Below are 17,492 nucleotides of genomic sequence, written 5' to 3' on the forward strand. Positions count from 1 at the left end.
CGCCCAGCAATGAGTGACGAGCACGAAGACCGCCCTTCTCCCGATTCCGTAACCCAACCGCCCGTGGACACCAGCCGTCGGCGTTTCCTCGGGGGCGCGGCGGTGCTGGGGGTTGGCGCGACCTTGAGTGCTTGCGGCAATACCAGCGAGCCTGCGGGCAAGCCAGAGGTGCGGCCGCTTACACCGCAAGAGCTGGACAAGGCCTTGCACGAGCAGGTGAAGACAGTCGTGGTGATCTACGCCGAGAACCGCAGTTTCAATAACCTGTTCGCAGACTTCCCTGGCGTGGAGAAACCACTGTCGGCGCTCTCCGCAGCCGACGTGCAGCAACGTGACCGTGATGGCAGCCTGCTTAGCACCCTGCCACCGGCCTGGGGCGGCGTGTTGCAAGTCGGCCCGCAAAGTGTGGACGGGGTGACTTACCCCAGCGAAGTGCAATTCCAGGAAAACCTGCCCAACGCGCCATTCGCCCTCAAAGGCCCGAATGCCGAGGACCTGCCGCTGAGCCTGGTCACCCGCGACTTGTGGCACGTGTTCTATCAGAATCAGATGCAGATCAATGGCGGCAAGAACGACAACTTTGTCGCCTGGGCCGATTCCGGCGGCCTGGTGATGGGTTACTACGCCCAGAGCCGTTATTCCCTGCGTCTGTGGGACGTGGCCAAGGAGTTTGTGCTGTGCGACAACTTCTTCCAGGGCGCTTTCGGTGGCTCGTTCCTCAACCACCAGTACCTGATCAGCGCCACCGCGCCGTTTTATCCGAATGCAGCGCAATCGGTGGCCAAGGCGCAAATAGCCACGCTGCAAAGCGATGACCCCACCGACCCGCGCCTCAAGCCGCTGGACAAGTCCCCGGCCAGCGCCATGACCGGCCCGCCGCAGTTCGGCCCCAGTGCCTTGACACCGGACGGTTACGGCGTGAACACGCTGGCACCGCCATACTGGCCGACCTGGATCCGCGACCCGCAAAACCCGGACTATTCCAAGCCCGATCTGCCCAACGTGCTGGTGCCGCAAACCCACGAACACATTGGTGACAAACTGTCGAAAAAGAACGTCGATTGGGCCTGGTACGCCGGGGCCTGGCAGGCGACGCTGGACCAGTTCAAGGACTCGGGCGGCATCCCGAAGATTCCGAACTTCCAGTACCACCACCAACCGTTCAACTACTTCAAGCAACAAGGCCCGCAAAACCGTGCTGAGCGCGACAAACGCTTGCGTGACGGCGGTTTGGGCGATGATTCCGGCACCAACAAGTTCTTCGCCGATGCCCAGGCCGGCAAGCTGCCCGCCGTGACGTTCTACAAGCCCCAGGGCAACCTGAACATGCACGCCGGCTACGCCGATGTGGCCTCGGGCGACCGCCATATCGCCCGCGCCTTGAAAGTGCTGCAAGAAAGCCCGCAGTGGAAAAACATGGTGGTGGTGGTCACTGTCGATGAAAACGGCGGCTGGTGGGATCACGTGGCACCGCCCAAAGGCGATCGCTGGGGCCCGGGCACGCGGGTTCCGGCGTTGGTGGTGTCGCCGTTTGCACGCAAAGGCACGGTGGACCATACGGTTTACGACACCGCGTCGATCCTGCGTTTGATCACCCGCGTGTTCCAGTTGGAGACACTGGACGGCCTCAAGCAGCGCGATGACGCGATGATCGCCCGCGGCCAGAAGCCCATGGGCGATTTGAGCAACGCCTTGCAGTTCAACCGGTAGGTTTTCTTATCCAATAGCGACATGCCTGGCGATTTAGCACGCGGTTTTCCTGGTCAACCGCTACTGTGTGCAAGTGGGCTTTCACCCCGCGCAGACGGGCTTTCGCTGACAAGGAACCAACTATGTTTAAACCGACCAGGCTGTCCTTCACACTGGCCGCACTGCTGGCCAGTGCGGTCGTACAGGCCGACATCGAAGTACCACTGGGCAGTACGCAACGCGTCACCCAACTGTTCGCGTTCCCCAATAACTGCAACGTAATCTGCTTTCGGCCATGGACGCTGGAGCAGACCGCCGAGCACTATTTGAACCAGAGCTTGCAACGCGATGGGTACAGCCGTGCCAAGGTCAGTGTGAAAACCCACGACGGCCAGGTTTCAGCTACCTTCAGCGGTGTGCCCGAGCACTATGGCCAGCCCCTGACCACGCTGCTCAACACCGCCGACCTGGCTTACCAGGGCGCCAGCAAACTCAACAGCGACGGCAAGTGGGCCTACAACTGGTACTTGTTCCTGCCGCTGGGCATGGCCCTGGAAAACCGCAAGAGCATCGAACTGCTGCACTTCCCGCCGGACTACTCGCTGACCCAGGCCCAGGATTACCTGGAATCGGCCACCACTGACCGCTGGGCCACTTTGCTCACGGACAATGGCATCCCGGCCACGGAAACACCGGCCTACCAGACCATCATCGATATTGCGCCGATCGCCGCGCCGTCCAATGCGGGCAAGGACCTGGAAAACGTCTACAGCTACTTTGCCGACTACCAGACGCGCATGGTCAAGGAGCTGAGCCTGCACGCCAACGGCTCATTGCCGATGGTGGCATTCGGCGCACCGGTGCGTAACTGGATCAAACAACAGTACGGCCAAACCGTCGCCGTGCTGGGGCTGGCGCAGATCAGCCCGGTTGCCGGTAAAACCGTGTCGGTACTGGGCTCCAACCACCCGAGCTACATCTGGTATGCGGCGGATCCGGCCAGCTATGACGGCAATGAACAAAAAGCCGATGAGGCTGGTTTGAAAGTGATGGGGCAAGACTTGAGCGCCGCCTGCTGGCAAGCCGGCATGGGCCAGAAACCCGCCAGTGACCCGAATGTGTTGCTCAAGGCGTGCATGAACACCTGGCAAGTCACGCGCAAGGAGCAGACCTGTGAGCTGTTCTACACCTCGGTGCGCAACCTGACCCCGGAGCAAGCCAACGCCAAATGCGCCACCCCGCCCATCAAGGCGCAGTTGAAACAGCTGAAAGACGCCGCCCCAATCCCTGCTGTTACTGCCCCTGCACTGTAAATCGTACAAAATATAACCGGTTTCTACTGTCAGATCTGACAGTAGAAATCGCCTACAACTTCAGCGAGTCTTGAACGGCACCCATCCGCTGCAAGACTGGAAGTCAGACCCCATCGCAGGTCGATGCAGCCTAGCCCAGGAGAGTTATGAAAACTCAAGCCATGGATAAGGCTAAAACTGCTGTGAGTGACTGCCTTTACCCCTTCAAAACGGTGCTCGTTGAACAGGGTTACCCTTCGAGTGAACACTTCCAGGTCGTACACGATGCCAATGGCATTGGCGCCGCGCTCAAAGCATGCGTCGCCTTTGACAGCCGCGTGCGCATTGCCAGAGTGTCCGGCTATGCGTTGAGCGAACGACGTGCCCACACCTTGCAGCTCTCGTCACGCATCCACCTCTATGACCCGTGGTTCAGTCGCCTGATGTTGCACTCCTGCAATCCGAACGTGTTTTTCGATGCCACGTACCTGGAAGTCTGGACCGTGCAACCCATTGCGCCCGGCACCTTGCTGACGATGGATTACGCCACCACCGAAGATGCGCTGTTCCGGCAGTTCGCTTGCCAATGCGGCGAGCTGAACTGCCGGGGCTGGATCACCGGCGCCAAGGAGCCATTGAGCGCCGAAGGCCAGGCGTTCATGACCCACTGGCGCCTGCGCAAACGGCCTTAGGCTTCGCCCAGTGGGCGCAGGCGATATTGCGGCGGCAGTTGCTCGAAGCCACTGATGGTGGTGTTCAAGCTCTTCCAGCGGCCATCCTTGATGCCGTAGATGCAGCCGTGAATCGACAGGCTCTGCCCGCGGTGCCAGGCGTTTTGCACAATGCTGGTGTGGCCGACGTTGGCGACTTGCTGAATCACGTTCAGCTCGCACATGCGGTCCACCCGCTCCTCCTCGGTGGGCAGTTGGGCCAGCACCTCGCGGTTTTCGTAATAAAGGTCGCGAATAGTGCGCAGCCAGCCGTCGATCAGGCCGAACTGGCGGTCTTGCATCGAAGCGCGCACGCCGCCACAGCCGTAGTGGCCGGTGACGAGGATGTGTTTGACCTTGAGCACGTCCACCGCGTACTGGATCACCGACAGGCAATTGAGGTCGGTGTGCAGCACCACGTTGGCCACGTTACGGTGCACAAACAGGTCGCCGGGCAGCATGCCGACGATCTCGTTGGCCGGTACACGGGCGTCGGAGCAGCCGATCCACAGGTATTCCGGGGTTTGCTGGCGGGCGAGCTTGGCGAAGAATTCGGGATCTTCCTGTTTGATCGCATCCGCCCAGCGTTCGTTGTTATCAAGCAGGTCTTGTAGTTCGTTCATCAGGGAAAGCCTCAGGAATGATGCGCAGCTTTGTGACAGACAACCGCTCGTCCGGGTCACGCCCGGGCGCAATTAGCTTGAATCTTTGGGGCGCCGTGCCTGTCCACACACTATAAGCCCCACAGTATGAGGATTGGCCATGACTGAATCACGACGTCCCTACGGCGCTACACAGCCCGAACCGATTGATGACAACGAAGACCGCATGGGCGAGATGCGCGAGCTGGATTTTGACGAGCAAGAGCCGACCGCAGAAATCGGTGATGAGCTGCCGCGCCGCGAGCGCGAACACCTGATGCCCGACGAACGGGTACGTGAAGCCGGCATGACCGGGGCTTCGACCGATGATCATGAGCCCACGGATGATGACATGAGCCCGGAAACGCTGATCCATGAGGATGGCGCCCGGGATGCTCGTGAGGCCGGTGATGATAATCCGGCGGATTATGACCTGAGCATTGTGGATGAGGACGAGATTGGCGGTGGCAATGGCCTGGACGAGGCGGAACTGGCGGATATTGACCCGATAGACGGTAACCGCTGACACAACGCAGTTGAGCCTGTGAATACTTCCCCTGTGGGAGCCGGGCTTGCCCGCGATGCAGGCGCCTCGGTGTTTCAGCCAGACCGAGGTGATGCTATCGCAGGCAAGCCAGCTCCCACAGGGGCCGGCTTGCACATCGGGTTTATGTCTTAGTCGACCAGCGTACAAGCCATTACGACGGCATCCTCGCGCCCACCCACGGCCGGGTAGTAATCCCGGCGACGGCCGATTTCGTTGAAGCCGTAGCGCTCATACAAGCGAAACGCGCCAGTATTGCTGTCGCGCACTTCCAGGAAGCACTCCCGCGCACTGGCGGCATAAGCGCGCGACATCAGGTGTTCCAGCAGCGCCAACCCCAGGCCACGGCCCTGGTTTTCCGGTTTGACGGTGATATTCAGCAAGTGCGCTTCATCGAGGATGATCTGCACCACACCGTGGCCCACCTGCTGCTCACCTTCAAACATCAGCCAGATCTGGTACTTGCCCAGCCCATCAAGAAAAATCCCACGGGTCCAGGGATGGCTGAACGCCGCGTATTCAATCTTCAGTACGGCGTCGAGGTCCGCCTCGGTCATCGGGCGGAACGATAAAGCTTCACTCATCGGTACTTTTCCAGCGCGCCATCAGCCGGCGCATGGCTTGCCAGACATCAGCCTTACGCTGTGGCTCTTCCATTAATAATTCCAGGCCCGGCAAGGCCCATACCGAGCCCAGGCCTTCGACCTGCAGCTCGCGATACCAGGCTTCGGCATTCGCCTCACCGGCAAAACGCACGGCGGGCAGGCCGATCAGCCACAGGCACACGCAGGGTTCGTCTTCCAGGCGCGCCGAGACAAAACCCTGGACAAAATCCCGTGCAGCGTCCGGGCCCTGGTCCATGTTGCCGCGCACCAACAGCGGCCAGCGCACGGGGTCGCCGACGATTTGCGGGCTGTCGGGCAGGCCGGCGGCGCGCAGCATGTCTTTTAGCAGCATGTAGGCCGGGTCGCGGGTCTGAAAACGTTCGCCGGTGGGCAGTTCCACCAACAGCAGGCAACGCCCGGCCCGCAGTAACTGCAGGGCGAAACGTGGCGGTGGCACCACTGCAGCCTTGGCCACCGGCGCTGGCGTTTCGGCTGCCACGGGCTTGGCCACGGGTGACGGGCGCGGCACTTCAACTTTCACGCGTTCGACAGCGGGGCGAGCCTCTGGCGTGCGTTTGACCACCGCCACCGGCGCAGCAGCCTCCTCGCCCGACACCTCGAACGCCTCATAAGGCTCAAGCGCCTGCAGCAGCTCGGGCCGCGACGGGGCGGCAAACGGCAGTTCGGTGCGGGGCAGCCAGTTGACCACCTGCATGGCAGTCAAGTAAGCGCGACGTCGGGACTCGATAAGCACAGCTCGGCCACTTGTGGATAACTAAAGAGCGGGGATTCTACCGCTGTTCGGTAACAATCGCCCACTGCGCACTGACCGGCTGTGGATAAATCCCGCGCCTGATGCAGTACAATCGCGACTTTTATTCGCCAACCAGCCGGCCATTCCGATGATCGAACCCAAGCGCGTCTTGCGCGCCCTCGCCGAACACTGGGCCCTGCTTGAGCCACTGTGCGAACACTTCGACCAAGGCACCTTGAGCCTGGGCGAGCTGCGCGCACAACTGGCGGCCCAACAACTGGACAGCACGCCACAGGACATCACCAGCCTGTTGGACGTGTGGATTCGCCTGGATATCCTGGTGCCTGTCGCCAAGAGCCCGAACCGTTTCGAGCTCAATGCACAGATCCACGACTTCCTCGCCTATCTTCGCAAGGAGCACCGGCTTGGCCTGTGCCTGGAAATCGAAGCCTACCTGCGCCACCTTGAGCGTCTGGCCGGTTACATCCAGGACGCCTTTGACATCCGTGATGGCCACGACCTGGCCCGCCAACTGCGCTTGCTGGATATGCGTGTGCGGGACGTGCTGAAAAAACTCGCCAACGACGAACAAGCCCTGGCGGCCGTGGCCGACCGCGCCAAGACCAGCGACCGGCAAATCCCGTTGCGCCAGCGTTACGCCGAGGTACTGGCGACCTGGGACGAATACGTCGAACCCATGATCCAACTGGTGAACGCCGACGGCGCCTTCGAGCAAGGCGTGCGCAAGGTCGAGAATGTGCTGCTGCGCATGCTTACCGAGCAGCAACGCCTCGGCCATCTGGTCGACGACGATATGCTGCTGCGTACTCACGCGCGCATCCTCGAAATGCAAACCAGCGCCCAGCTCACCTTGCGCCATGCCCGCGAACTGCTGCTGCCGCTGCGCGAAGAAGCGCGCCGCCACAACGCCGTGACCCGTGGCGCGGCGCTGGCCTTGTCGGCCATTCGCCGTAAAGGCCTGGACGCGGTGCCGCAAGCGGCGATGCCGATGTTTACCCGGCCTCAAAGTACCTTCCTGGGCAGTGCCAGCCAGGTCGAAGCGTACGTGTATGCCCTGGCCAATTTCGAGCCGAAACCGGCGCGTTTCCCCAAGGCGCACAAATCCCACAAGGGCGAAGCCCAGCGTACGCCGCGCACGGTCAAGGAAATGCTCGAGCGCTGCGAAGACGCGCTACCGATGCCGGACCTGATGACCTGGCTGCTGGAGCAGGAACCGGACGGCGCCACCGATGAATTGCTGTACTGGTTCTCACGACTCTCGCGCGAAAAACGCTTCAAGCGCGAACGCCTGGAACGCCGCGATTACCACACACACGAGCACCAGGTCAGCCTGCGCTCATTCGCCCTGCTCCCGGCTGGCACCGATGCCACCGAGAATTCTGCGAGCACGCCTTATGCATCTTGATCTATCCGAACTGTCCCAACTGGCACCGATCTTTCGCGAGCTGTTCAAGGGTTACCACGTCAGCCGCCGCGACCCGGAGCTGTACGCACAACTGTCGAACTTCCAGGACCAGTACCGCACACTGTTCAAGGCCCTGGGCTTTGAGCTGGTGTGTGACACACGCGGTTTCTATTACTTCGTGCCGGACACTGCCGTGGCTGCGGCGCAGGTCAACAAGACCGCGCAGCGTCTGGCGCTGTTCACCTTCATCATCGTCGAGCACCTGGCCGACCAGGGCCGCGACCCGGTCGCCGTGCTCGATGGCGGCAGCCTGGGCCGCGATGAGTTGCCGTCGTTGCTGGAAAAGTACCGCGACCTGTTTATCCAGGCCGAAGTGCAGACCCAGGAAGAGCTCGAAGAAAAGATCATGCGCCGCATGACCCAACTGGGTTTTGCCAGCGAAGACAACGGCATCTATCGCTTCCTGCCGCCGATGCACCGCTTCCTTGATGTGTGCCTGTCCGTGCAGCAGGACCGTGACCTGGCCGCCAGCGTACACAGCGTGTTGCCGCTGCCGGCGCCGGTAATCATCGATGAAGACAGCGATGAAAAACTGCTGAAAACCGATGACCCGCTGGACCTCAGCGACTTCGCAGAAGAAAGCGAAGAAGACGCCCTGGCCCGCGCCATTGCCGAAGAACAGGAGACCGACGCATGAGTAAGGAACGTTACGGCATCCGCCGCTTCGCCCTATTGAACACCGCGGGTTACAGCCTGGGCTTGTTCCCGCTGGAGGAACCGTTGTCGGTGTACGGCGCGAATAACCTGGGTAAATCTGCGTCGATCAACGCCTTGCAGTTCCCGATCCTGGCGCGCATGTCGGACATGAGTTTCGGCAAGTACACCCTGGAACAATCGCGGCGCTTCTACTTTGCCACCGACACCAGCTACATCCTCGTGGAAGTCTCGCTGCCCCACGGCCCGCACGTAATCGGCGTGGTCGGGCGCGGCCCGGGCGGTGGTTTCGGTCACCAGTTCTTTGCCTATGCCGGCAAGCTGGACTTGGCCCACTACCAGAAGAACGACACCTGCCTGCGTCAAAAAGAGCTGTTCACCAACCTTGAGCGCGAAGGCCTTAAAGCCTACGAACTCAAACCGGATGAACTGCGCCGTTTGCTGGTCGGTGGCCACACGTCAATCCCACTGGACCTGACCCTGATTCCGCTGCGTTCCACCAGCGAACAGAGCCTGAAGACCTTCCGCGCGCTGTTTATCAACCTGCTGCACATGCGCGAAATCACCGCGGCCAAGCTCAAGCAATTGTTCCTGGATGCGTTCGAACACAGCCTGCGTTCCGGCAGCGTGGACTACATCGCTGCGTGCGAAGAAGCCTTCCGTGATGTAAGGCGCATGGAGCAGGACTACAACTCGCTGGTGGCTGCCGGGCCGTTGGTTGAAGCGCTCGCCAATGGCGTGCGCTTGCGCGATGTATTGCGCGGCAAATTGCATCGCCTGTCGCCCTTGCTGGATTCGTTGCTCGGCACCTGGTCAGACTACGCCAGTGCGCGCAAGGAAGAGCTGACCATCCAGGCCGAGCACTACCGTAACGAGCAGGACGCGCTGCAAAACGATCAGCGTGGCGGTACCCAGGAGCTGATGCGCCTGGAGCGCGAGATCAGTGGCATCCAGCGTTGGTTGGGCGAGCTGTCGGTGCTTAAGCATCGCTTTGCGCTGGTGGATGACGTCAAGGTGCTGGAGCAGCAACTGCTGGCGGCCAAGGATGCCCACGATGAATTGGCGGGCGCCCTGGCGCAATCCCGTCAGTTCAGCGCTGAGGACCTGGATGAGCGCTTGCGTGACCTGGAGAAACGCCTGAAGTCGGTCAAGCAACAGCTCGACCACGCCGACAACAACAGTTACGCCAAACTGCGTGAAGAATTCTCACAACAGGACGTCGAGCGTCTGATGCGCCTGTTCAACAGTTCGTTGTTCAGTTTGCCGCTGGGCGAGCATGGCATCACGCTGGATGAGGATGGCCAGTGGGTTAAATCCCTGGAGCAGATCCTCGATGGCTTCAAGGGTGAAAAATTTGAAGTGCCTGGGCTGTCGATCGACATCTCCCATATTGAGCCACCGGCCTTGCAGGCGCTGGCCGATCGCGCGGCATTGCGCGACCAGAAAGAGCGTCTGGAAAAAGAACTCAAGCAGCTCAAGACGCAGCAGGCCGTAGCCTCTGACCGTGCGGCGAGCAAGACCCAGACCGAAGCCCTGTACCAGCAAGTGCTGGATGCGCAGAAGGCGCTGGAAGACTTCCGTCGCGCGCAAACCCTGAGCGCGGAAGAAGGCGAGAAGCTCGAAAACCTGGCGCAGATGGAAGCCGCGCAAGATGAGTTGAAGCGCTCCAGTGATGCCTTCACCGAGCGTGTCCAGCAGTTGTCGGCCAAGCTGCAACTGGTCGGCCGTCAGATTGGCGATATGGAAGCCAAGCAACGCACGCTGGATGACGCCCTGCGCCGCCGTCAGTTGTTGCCGGCCGATTTGCCGTTCGGCACACCGTTCATGGACCCGGTCGACGACTCGATGGACAACCTGTTGCCATTGCTCAATGACTATCAGGACAGCTGGCAAGGTTTGCTGCGCGCTGATGGCCAGATTGAGGCGCTGTATGCACAGGTGCGCCTCAAGGGCGTGGCCAAGTTCGACAGCGAGGATGACGTAGAGCGTCGTCTGCAATTGCTGATCAACGCTTATGCGCACCGCACCGATGAAGCCCTGACCCTCGGCAAGGCGCGCCGTGCAGCCGTCACCGATATTGCGCGGACCTTGCGCAATATCCGCAGCGACTACGACAGCCTTGAGCACCAGTTGGCCTTGTTTAACCGCGAGATCAACAAGCGTCAGGTGTCCAACCTGCAAAGCTTCCGTATCGTGCTGGCGCCGAACAAGGAAGCCCTCAAGCATATCGACCAGATCATCCACAGTGCCGGTCAGTATGAAGAAGGCGAAACCCTGTCGGTGTTCGACCTGAGCCAGAGCGCCGAACAGGACAACAAGAACGAAGAGGCCAAGGAATACCTGGCCCGTCTTGTGGCCGCCAACCATAACCAGTTGGGCCTCAAGGACTTGTTCGAGCTGGCATTTGAAATCACCAAGGTGCATGGCCAGCCGGTGATTCACACCGACATCGACGGCGCGGCGTCCAACGGCACCACCATGACCATCAAGGCGCTGACCAACATGTACTTGTTGCTGCACTTGATGGACCGTGACCAGGCCGGGCGCGTGCGTTTACCGTACTACCTCGATGAGGCAGCGGACATCGATGAGAAGAACCAGGCGGCGTTGCTGGAAACCAGTTTGCAGCTGGGCTTTGTGCCGATTTTGGCCAGTGTGAAGCCGCAGGTGTCCGCCCAAGTGGCGATCGACTTGGAAGGCGGCAGCGGGCCGAATGGTATCTACATTGATGAGGCGGACTGGAAGTACATCCGTCGTCATGATGTGGTGAAGGCGACGGTGAATGTGCAGGCGGATGAGCCGGAGTTGGATGAGGTTTAAGCCACTGCGCTGAAATGTAAAAAGGCCGCGATCTGTATGGATCGCGGCCTTTTTTATGGGCTGGGGTTTTGCAGTGATGTTGAGGGCCTCATCGCGGGCAAGCCCGGCTCCCACAGGAGGTATGCATTCCAATGTGGGAGCCGGGCTTGCCCGCGATGGCCGCGCCGCGGTCTACTTGCCCAATGGAATCTTAGGCGCCCAGGTCAGCCACTCATCCTCAAACTTATCAAACAACGGGAACGTTTGCTGCGGTCGCGCCGCATTGCCCATGCGCTCGCCATCCGGCGTGGCAAAGGCGATACCACCGGCCACCAACGTCTCCAGAGATTCCGTGCGCACCGTCGCCCCCTTGAACAAGCCGAAGTCCAAACCAAACCCACTGCTATTCCAGAAGCGGCTGCCACTGCGCACCAGTGGTGCATATTTAGGTTCGATCAAAATGTGCACCAGCACCCGGTCGGCGGTCTGGCCCAATTCGTAGCCGGTGACTTTGCCCACAGTGACTTCACGGTAAGTGACGGGCACGCCTTCCTTCAACGAACCACGGCGTGCGGCGCTGAGGACCAGGCTCAGGCCTTCTTGCTGGTGAACAGCCTCTGGTGGCTTGTCCAACGCGACGAAGCTCTTTTGCGGCCCGGCGTTTTTCACGGCGGGCTGCACTTCGATGTATTGGCCGGTGACCAGGGTCTCCAGGTTCGCGGTTTTCATCAGGCCCAGCTCAGGCTTGACCACCCAGAACTGGCTGCCGCTGCGCGCGATGCGATCAGCCACTTGGGTGATCCGGGCGCTGAGCAGTACCGACTGCATGTCGGCGCTGAGGTCGACGTTCTCGATCTTGCCCACGTCGAGGCCTTTGAAGCGTACGGGCGTGCCGGGGCGCAGGCCGTCGGCGCGATCAACCTTGATGGTCACCAGGGTCCCGTGCTGGTTGGCCGCGTCGCGATCGGCAAACAGGCGGAAACGCGGGATACGTTTTTTCAACGGTACATTCTGTTCCGGGGTTTCGAAGGCGATACCGCCAGCCATCAGACTGGCCAGGGATTCACTCTTCACCTGGATGCCGCCGGTAAGGCCGCCAGTCAAGGTGACGCCGCTGGCGTTCCAGAAACGCGTTGAACCGTTGACCAGGTTTTCGTATTCCTTCTCGATGTGGACGCCGATCACCAGTTGCTTGTTCTTGCGCGAGAACTGGTAGCTCTGCACCGAACCGACCTTGACCTGTTTGTAGAGGATCGGGCTGCCAACATCCAGGGAGCCTAGGTTGTCGGTGAAGAGCACCATGTGCAGGCCGGGGGAGCGTAGATCCAGTGGGGGCGCCTTGGCGCGGGCGACGTACTCACGTTGCGGTGCGCTGCCTTTGTCGCCGGGGCGGATGGCAATGTAGTTACCTTTTACCAACGCCTCCAGGCCGGTGATGCCGGCCAGGGAAATGGACGGCTTGACCACCCAGAACTGGGTGTCTTGCACCAGGTAGTCTTCGGCGAGCGGGTCGAGGGTCAGCTCGGCATGGGCGCTGGAAAGGTCCGGGTCAATCTTCAGGGTTTTCAGGCTGCCGACCTGGATGCCCTTGTACATGACCGGGGTGCGCCCGGCCTGCAGGCCTTCGAAGTCGGTGAGCTTTACCTTGACCTTGATGCCGGCGGCGGCGGCATCGAAATCCTCATAAAGACGGAAAGGCAGGCTCGGATCGGTCGGCGGGCTGTCCTTGCGATTTTCAGGGGTGGCGAACGCGATACCGCCGGCGACGATGCTGGACAGCGATTCGCTACGCACTTTTACGCCGGACAGGTTAGCGTCGATGCTGATGCCGCTGGCGTTCCAGAAACGCGTGTGTTTGCGCACCAGGCTGGCGTAAGTCGGCTCGATGTAGACCTTGATCTCGACGGTGCTCTGGTCCTCGGACAGCAGGTAGCTTTTGACCTGGCCAACCTGGATCTGTTTGTAGAACACCGGGCTGCCGCGGTTCAGTGAGCCGAGGCGATCGGCTTTAAGGGTCAGGTGCAGGCCAGGCTTGGCGTCAGATAACGGCGGCTCTTCGGAGAGCGCCTTGAATTTGCGCGTGGGCTCGCCATCGCCAGGGCTGGCGGCAATGTAGTTACCCGAGACCAGGGTTTCCAGGCCGGTAATACCGGCCAGGCTGACGCTGGGTTTTACCAGCCAGAAGCGTGTGTTGGTCTTGAGGTATTGCTCGACGTCCTTGTTCATCTCGATGGTGGCGATCACCCCGCGATTACTGCCTTCGTCATCCAGGGCCAAGGCTTTGACCTTGCCCACCGTCATGCCTTTGTAGACCACTTCGGTTTTGTTGACCTGGATGCCCTCGCCACTTTCAAAGCGCACCTGGATCTCAATGCCCTGTTGGGAATAGGCACGCCATCCCAGCCAGCCGCCGATGATCAGCGCAATCAGGGGAAGCACCCAAATGGCCGACCAGTTAGAGGCCGGGCGGGTTTTAGCTTTAGGCAAATCACTCATGGTCGTCGTCCGACTCCGTGTTATCCCAAATCAGTCGGGGATCAAAAGTTACTGCGGCAAGCATCGTCAAGATCACCACACTGGCGAACGCTGCAGCACCAAGGTTGGCCTCGACACTGGCAAGTCGCCCAAAGTTAACAACCGCCACCAGGATGGCGATCACGAAGATATCCAGCATGGACCAGCGGCCAATGAATTCGATAAAGCGGTACATGATAATGCGTTGTTGTGCGGACAACGGTTGGTGACGTTGCACCGAGAACAGCAATAAGCCAATGCCCACCAGCTTGAACGTCGGCACCAGAATACTGGCGATAAACACCACCGCAGCGATGGGGAACATTCCGTGCTGCACCAGCTGAATCACGCCCGCCATGATCGTACTGGGATCACCCTGGCCGAGAGAGTTGATGGTCATGATTGGCAAAAGATTGGCCGGGATATACAGGATCGCTGCAGTGATCAGCAACGCCCAGGTACGCACAAGGCTGTTGGGGCGACGCGCATGGATCAGCGCACCGCAACGGGTGCACAGCTGCTCATCGGTATCCGCCTCTTGCTTGTTCAGCTCGTGGCATTCGGTACAAATCAGAATGCCCGCATCAATCGCCCGCATGATCATCCTCTCCTGAAAGCGCTTGCCAGATCTGGTGGGGCGACATCACCACCTCCAGCAGTACTTGAACCACTAATAGGCTGACGAAGCAGACAAGCCCCAGGCCAATGGTGATGGAGGCCATGTCCGCGAGTTTGACGATCGCGACCAGCACGCCCATCAGGTAAACCTCCAACATCCCCCAATCCTTCAGGTGATGGTAAATGCGGTAAAGCAACAGCCCATAACTGCGGCCGATGTTCCAACGGATACTGAGCAACACCGCCAATTGGCAGAGCAGCTTGAGCAGGGGAATGCCCATGCTGCACAGGAACACTACGGCTGCGACACCTTGCATGCCGGTATCGAACAGACCTACCACGCCGCTCCATACGGTGTCCTGCGAAGACTGCCCGAGAAGATTGAGCTGCATGATGGGTAAAAAGTTCGCGGGGATGTACAGCAACAGTGCAGCCAGCACCAAAGCGAGGCTTCGCTCAACCACGTTGTGGCGGTGAGCGTAAAGCTCGTAACCGCAACGTGGGCATTGGGCTTTTTCACCGAGGGCGAGTGCGGGTTTGCGCATCAGCAAGTCGCACTCATGGCATGCCACCAGATCCTCCAGTGGTAACTGCGACACCTCGACGGTATCAACCGGATCGGGCATAGATAGGGCTCGAACTCTAAAAAAGGTTAGGTGCCTATTCTAATGGTCTGGTTCAGAAATAACTGTGCAAATTTGTCGGCAGCTTTGGACCAGTTTGGGTTTTCGACCGCCCAAAACAAAACCCCTGATTGCGTTAGCAATCAGGGGTTTCGGAATTTAATCTTGACGATGACCTACTCTCACATGGGGAAACCCCACACTACCATCGGCGATGCATCGTTTCACTACTGAGTTCGGGATGGGATCAGGTGGTTCCAATGCTCTATGGTCGTCAAGAAATTCGGGTACTGAGTCGTAGCCAGTTGGCTTCGCTTCAGCAAATTGGGTATGTGACAGCTTTCGGTGTTTTGTGAGCGTCGAACTTTCGGTTCATTGCGTCTTCACACACCGCAATCTGATGCTCTTTCGAGTAGTCAAATTGCTTGGGTGTTATATGGTCAAGCCTCACGGGCAATTAGTATTGGTTAGCTCAACGCCTCACAGCGCTTACACACCCAACCTATCAACGTCGTAGTCTTCGACGGCCCTTCAGGGAACTCAAGGTTCCAGTGAGATCTCATCTTGAGGCTAGTTTCCCGCTTAGATGCTTTCAGCGGTTATCTATTCCGAACATAGCTACCCGGCAATGCCACTGGCGTGACAACCGGAACACCAGAGGTTCGTCCACTCCGGTCCTCTCGTACTAGGAGCAGCCCCTCTCAAATCTCAAACGTCCACGGCAGATAGGGACCGAACTGTCTCACGACGTTCTAAACCCAGCTCGCGTACCACTTTAAATGGCGAACAGCCATACCCTTGGGACCGGCTTCAGCCCCAGGATGTGATGAGCCGACATCGAGGTGCCAAACACCGCCGTCGATATGAACTCTTGGGCGGTATCAGCCTGTTATCCCCGGAGTACCTTTTATCCGTTGAGCGATGGCCCTTCCATACAGAACCACCGGATCACTAAGACCTACTTTCGTACCTGCTCGACGTGTCTGTCTCGCAGTCAAGCGCGCTTTTGCCTTTATACTCTACGACCGATTTCCGACCGGTCTGAGCGCACCTTCGTACTCCTCCGTTACTCTTTAGGAGGAGACCGCCCCAGTCAAACTACCCACCATACACTGTCCTCGATCCGGATAACGGACCTGAGTTAGAACCTCAAAGTTGCCAGGGTGGTATTTCAAGGTTGGCTCCACGCAGACTGGCGTCCACGCTTCAAAGCCTCCCACCTATCCTACACAAGCAAATTCAAAGTCCAGTGCAAAGCTATAGTAAAGGTTCACGGGGTCTTTCCGTCTAGCCGCGGATACACTGCATCTTCACAGCGATTTCAATTTCACTGAGTCTCGGGTGGAGACAGCGCCGCCATCGTTACGCCATTCGTGCAGGTCGGAACTTACCCGACAAGGAATTTCGCTACCTTAGGACCGTTATAGTTACGGCCGCCGTTTACCGGGGCTTCGATCAAGAGCTTCGCGTTAGCTAACCCCATCAATTAACCTTCCGGCACCGGGCAGGCGTCACACCCTATACGTCCACTTTCGTGTTTGCAGAGTGCTGTGTTTTTAATAAACAGTCGCAGCGGCCTGGTATCTTCGACCGGCATGAGCTTACGGAGCAAGTCCTTCACTCTCACCGGCGCACCTTCTCCCGAAGTTACGGTGCCATTTTGCCTAGTTCCTTCACCCGAGTTCTCTCAAGCGCCTTGGTATTCTCTACCCAACCACCTGTGTCGGTTTGGGGTACGGTTCCTGGTTACCTGAAGCTTAGAAGCTTTTCTTGGAAGCATGGCATCAACCACTTCGCTAACTAAAAGTTAGCTCGTCATCAGCTCTCGGCCTTAAGATCCCGGATTTACCTAAGATCTCAGCCTACCACCTTAAACTTGGACAACCAACGCCAAGCTGGCCTAGCCTTCTCCGTCCCTCCATCGCAATAACCAGAAGTACAGGAATATTAACCTGTTTTCCATCGACTACGCTTTTCAGCCTCGCCTTAGGGACCGACTAACCCTGCGTCGATTAACGTTGCGCAGGAAACCTTGGTCTTTCGGCGTGGGTGTTTTTCACACCCATTGTCGTTACTCATGTCAGCATTCGCACTTCTGATACCTCCAGCAAGCTTCTCAACTCACCTTCACAGGCTTACAGAACGCTCCTCTACCGCATCACTTACGTGATACCCGTAGCTTCGGTGTATGGTTTGAGCCCCGTTACATCTTCCGCGCAGGCCGACTCGACTAGTGAGCTATTACGCTTTCTTTAAAGGGTGGCTGCTTCTAAGCCAACCTCCTAGCTGTCTAAGCCTTCCCACATCGTTTCCCACTTAACCATAACTTTGGGACCTTAGCTGACGGTCTGGGTTGTTTCCCTTTTCACGACGGACGTTAGCACCCGCCGTGTGTCTCCCATGCTCGGCACTTGTAGGTATTCGGAGTTTGCATCGGTTTGGTAAGTCGGGATGACCCCCTAGCCGAAACAGTGCTCTACCCCCTACAGTGATACATGAGGCGCTACCTAAATAGCTTTCGAGGAGAACCAGCTATCTCCGAGCTTGATTAGCCTTTCACTCC

General features: G+C 59.1%; 13 protein-coding genes and 2 rRNA genes (1 of these 15 running past the window's edge). 7 read left to right on the forward strand and 8 right to left on the reverse strand.

Annotated features, from left to right (window positions below):
- Positions 1-9 precede the first annotated feature (9 nt).
- From acpA to ACQY47_RS11185, 3 genes are all read left to right on the forward strand, one after another.
- Complete coding sequence (gene acpA, locus ACQY47_RS11175; protein ID WP_099549199.1) at positions 10-1,710, forward strand: acid phosphatase; 1,701 nt, start codon at positions 10-12, stop codon at positions 1,708-1,710.
- Positions 1,711-1,832: 122 nt separating this feature from the next.
- On the forward strand, positions 1,833-3,002 hold the full coding sequence (locus tag ACQY47_RS11180; protein ID WP_099549198.1) for a hypothetical protein: 1,170 nt from the start codon (positions 1,833-1,835) through the stop codon (positions 3,000-3,002).
- A gap of 146 nt (positions 3,003-3,148) precedes the next feature.
- The gene (locus tag ACQY47_RS11185) at positions 3,149-3,673 is read left to right on the forward strand and encodes an SET domain-containing protein-lysine N-methyltransferase (protein ID WP_017134531.1); all 525 of its coding nucleotides are present in this window, start codon (positions 3,149-3,151) and stop codon (positions 3,671-3,673) included.
- On the opposite strand, the gene can is transcribed toward ACQY47_RS11185, so the two are convergent.
- Positions 3,670-4,314 (reverse strand): carbonate dehydratase, encoded by a 645-nt coding sequence (gene can / locus ACQY47_RS11190; protein WP_017134532.1) that lies wholly within the window; start codon positions 4,312-4,314, stop codon positions 3,670-3,672. The two genes, ACQY47_RS11185 and can, sit on opposite strands and share 4 nt — an antisense overlap.
- 139 nt (positions 4,315-4,453) lie before the next feature.
- Here can and ACQY47_RS11195 point away from each other — a divergent pair, with 139 nt between their 5' ends.
- Complete coding sequence (locus ACQY47_RS11195; protein WP_395600336.1) at positions 4,454-4,858, forward strand: serine kinase/phosphatase; 405 nt, start codon at positions 4,454-4,456, stop codon at positions 4,856-4,858.
- Between the two features lie 149 nt (positions 4,859-5,007).
- On the opposite strand, the gene rimI is transcribed toward ACQY47_RS11195, so the two are convergent.
- On the reverse strand, positions 5,008-5,460 hold the full coding sequence (rimI, locus tag ACQY47_RS11200; protein WP_005784514.1) for a ribosomal protein S18-alanine N-acetyltransferase: 453 nt from the start codon (positions 5,458-5,460) through the stop codon (positions 5,008-5,010).
- Positions 5,453-6,196, reverse strand: coding sequence for an energy transducer TonB (locus ACQY47_RS11205; protein ID WP_428557356.1), 744 nt, complete (start codon positions 6,194-6,196; stop codon positions 5,453-5,455). The genes rimI and ACQY47_RS11205 overlap by 8 nt, the downstream gene beginning before the upstream one ends.
- A 187-nt stretch (positions 6,197-6,383) precedes the next feature.
- On the opposite strand from ACQY47_RS11205, the gene mksB reads away from it, so the two are divergent.
- The 3 genes from mksB to mksF are packed head-to-tail and all read left to right on the forward strand — an operon-like array spanning position 6,384 to position 11,195.
- On the forward strand, positions 6,384-7,661 hold the full coding sequence (mksB, locus tag ACQY47_RS11210; RefSeq protein WP_428557097.1) for an Mks condensin complex protein MksB: 1,278 nt from the start codon (positions 6,384-6,386) through the stop codon (positions 7,659-7,661).
- On the forward strand, positions 7,651-8,358 hold the full coding sequence (gene mksE, locus ACQY47_RS11215; RefSeq protein ID WP_017134536.1) for an Mks condensin complex protein MksE: 708 nt from the start codon (positions 7,651-7,653) through the stop codon (positions 8,356-8,358). Before mksB ends, mksE begins: the two co-directional genes overlap by 11 nt.
- Complete coding sequence (gene mksF, locus ACQY47_RS11220; protein WP_056859191.1) at positions 8,355-11,195, forward strand: Mks condensin complex protein MksF; 2,841 nt, start codon at positions 8,355-8,357, stop codon at positions 11,193-11,195. The genes mksE and mksF overlap by 4 nt, the downstream gene beginning before the upstream one ends.
- Positions 11,196-11,366: 171 nt before the next feature.
- Here the strand turns inward: mksF and ACQY47_RS11225 are convergent, their stop codons facing one another.
- The 5 genes from ACQY47_RS11225 to ACQY47_RS11245 form a co-directional block, all read right to left on the reverse strand.
- Complete coding sequence (locus ACQY47_RS11225) at positions 11,367-13,670, reverse strand: MlaD family protein (protein WP_428557098.1); 2,304 nt, start codon at positions 13,668-13,670, stop codon at positions 11,367-11,369.
- Positions 13,663-14,286, reverse strand: coding sequence for a paraquat-inducible protein A (locus tag ACQY47_RS11230; protein ID WP_017134539.1), 624 nt, complete (start codon positions 14,284-14,286; stop codon positions 13,663-13,665). Before ACQY47_RS11230 ends, ACQY47_RS11225 begins: the two co-directional genes overlap by 8 nt.
- Positions 14,273-14,932 carry a paraquat-inducible protein A gene (locus ACQY47_RS11235; protein WP_017134540.1) on the reverse strand — a complete coding sequence of 220 codons (660 nt, stop codon included), beginning with the start codon at positions 14,930-14,932 and terminating at the stop codon, positions 14,273-14,275. The genes ACQY47_RS11230 and ACQY47_RS11235 overlap by 14 nt, the downstream gene beginning before the upstream one ends.
- Before the next feature lie 160 nt (positions 14,933-15,092).
- Positions 15,093-15,208, reverse strand: a 5S ribosomal RNA gene (gene rrf, locus ACQY47_RS11240).
- Positions 15,209-15,365: 157 nt separating this feature from the next.
- Positions 15,366-17,492, reverse strand: a 23S ribosomal RNA gene (locus tag ACQY47_RS11245) (it continues 765 nt past the right edge of the window).

The sequence above is a fragment of the Pseudomonas edaphica genome (genome assembly GCF_965277385.1).
GTDB lineage: Bacteria > Pseudomonadota > Gammaproteobacteria > Pseudomonadales > Pseudomonadaceae > Aquipseudomonas > Aquipseudomonas edaphica.

What these genes read in the sequence shown, in the direction of transcription:
- ACQY47_RS11225 (WP_428557098.1), bottom strand. Translation starts at nt 13,670, where the DNA reads ATGAGTGATTTGCCTAAAGCTAAAACCCGCCCGGCCTCTAACTGGTCG.
- ACQY47_RS11235 (WP_017134540.1), bottom strand. Translation starts at nt 14,932, where the DNA reads ATGCCCGATCCGGTTGATACCGTCGAGGTGTCGCAGTTACCACTGGAG.
- ACQY47_RS11180 (WP_099549198.1), top strand. Translation starts at nt 1,833, where the DNA reads ATGTTTAAACCGACCAGGCTGTCCTTCACACTGGCCGCACTGCTGGCC.
- rimI (WP_005784514.1), bottom strand. Translation starts at nt 5,460, where the DNA reads ATGAGTGAAGCTTTATCGTTCCGCCCGATGACCGAGGCGGACCTCGAC.
- ACQY47_RS11205 (WP_428557356.1), bottom strand. Translation starts at nt 6,196, where the DNA reads ATGCAGGTGGTCAACTGGCTGCCCCGCACCGAACTGCCGTTTGCCGCC.
- mksE (WP_017134536.1), top strand. Translation starts at nt 7,651, where the DNA reads ATGCATCTTGATCTATCCGAACTGTCCCAACTGGCACCGATCTTTCGC.
- mksB (WP_428557097.1), top strand. Translation starts at nt 6,384, where the DNA reads ATGATCGAACCCAAGCGCGTCTTGCGCGCCCTCGCCGAACACTGGGCC.
- acpA (WP_099549199.1), top strand. Translation starts at nt 10, where the DNA reads ATGAGTGACGAGCACGAAGACCGCCCTTCTCCCGATTCCGTAACCCAA.
- ACQY47_RS11195 (WP_395600336.1), top strand. Translation starts at nt 4,454, where the DNA reads ATGACTGAATCACGACGTCCCTACGGCGCTACACAGCCCGAACCGATT.
- ACQY47_RS11185 (WP_017134531.1), top strand. Translation starts at nt 3,149, where the DNA reads ATGAAAACTCAAGCCATGGATAAGGCTAAAACTGCTGTGAGTGACTGC.
- mksF (WP_056859191.1), top strand. Translation starts at nt 8,355, where the DNA reads ATGAGTAAGGAACGTTACGGCATCCGCCGCTTCGCCCTATTGAACACC.
- can (WP_017134532.1), bottom strand. Translation starts at nt 4,314, where the DNA reads ATGAACGAACTACAAGACCTGCTTGATAACAACGAACGCTGGGCGGAT.
- ACQY47_RS11230 (WP_017134539.1), bottom strand. Translation starts at nt 14,286, where the DNA reads ATGCGGGCGATTGATGCGGGCATTCTGATTTGTACCGAATGCCACGAG.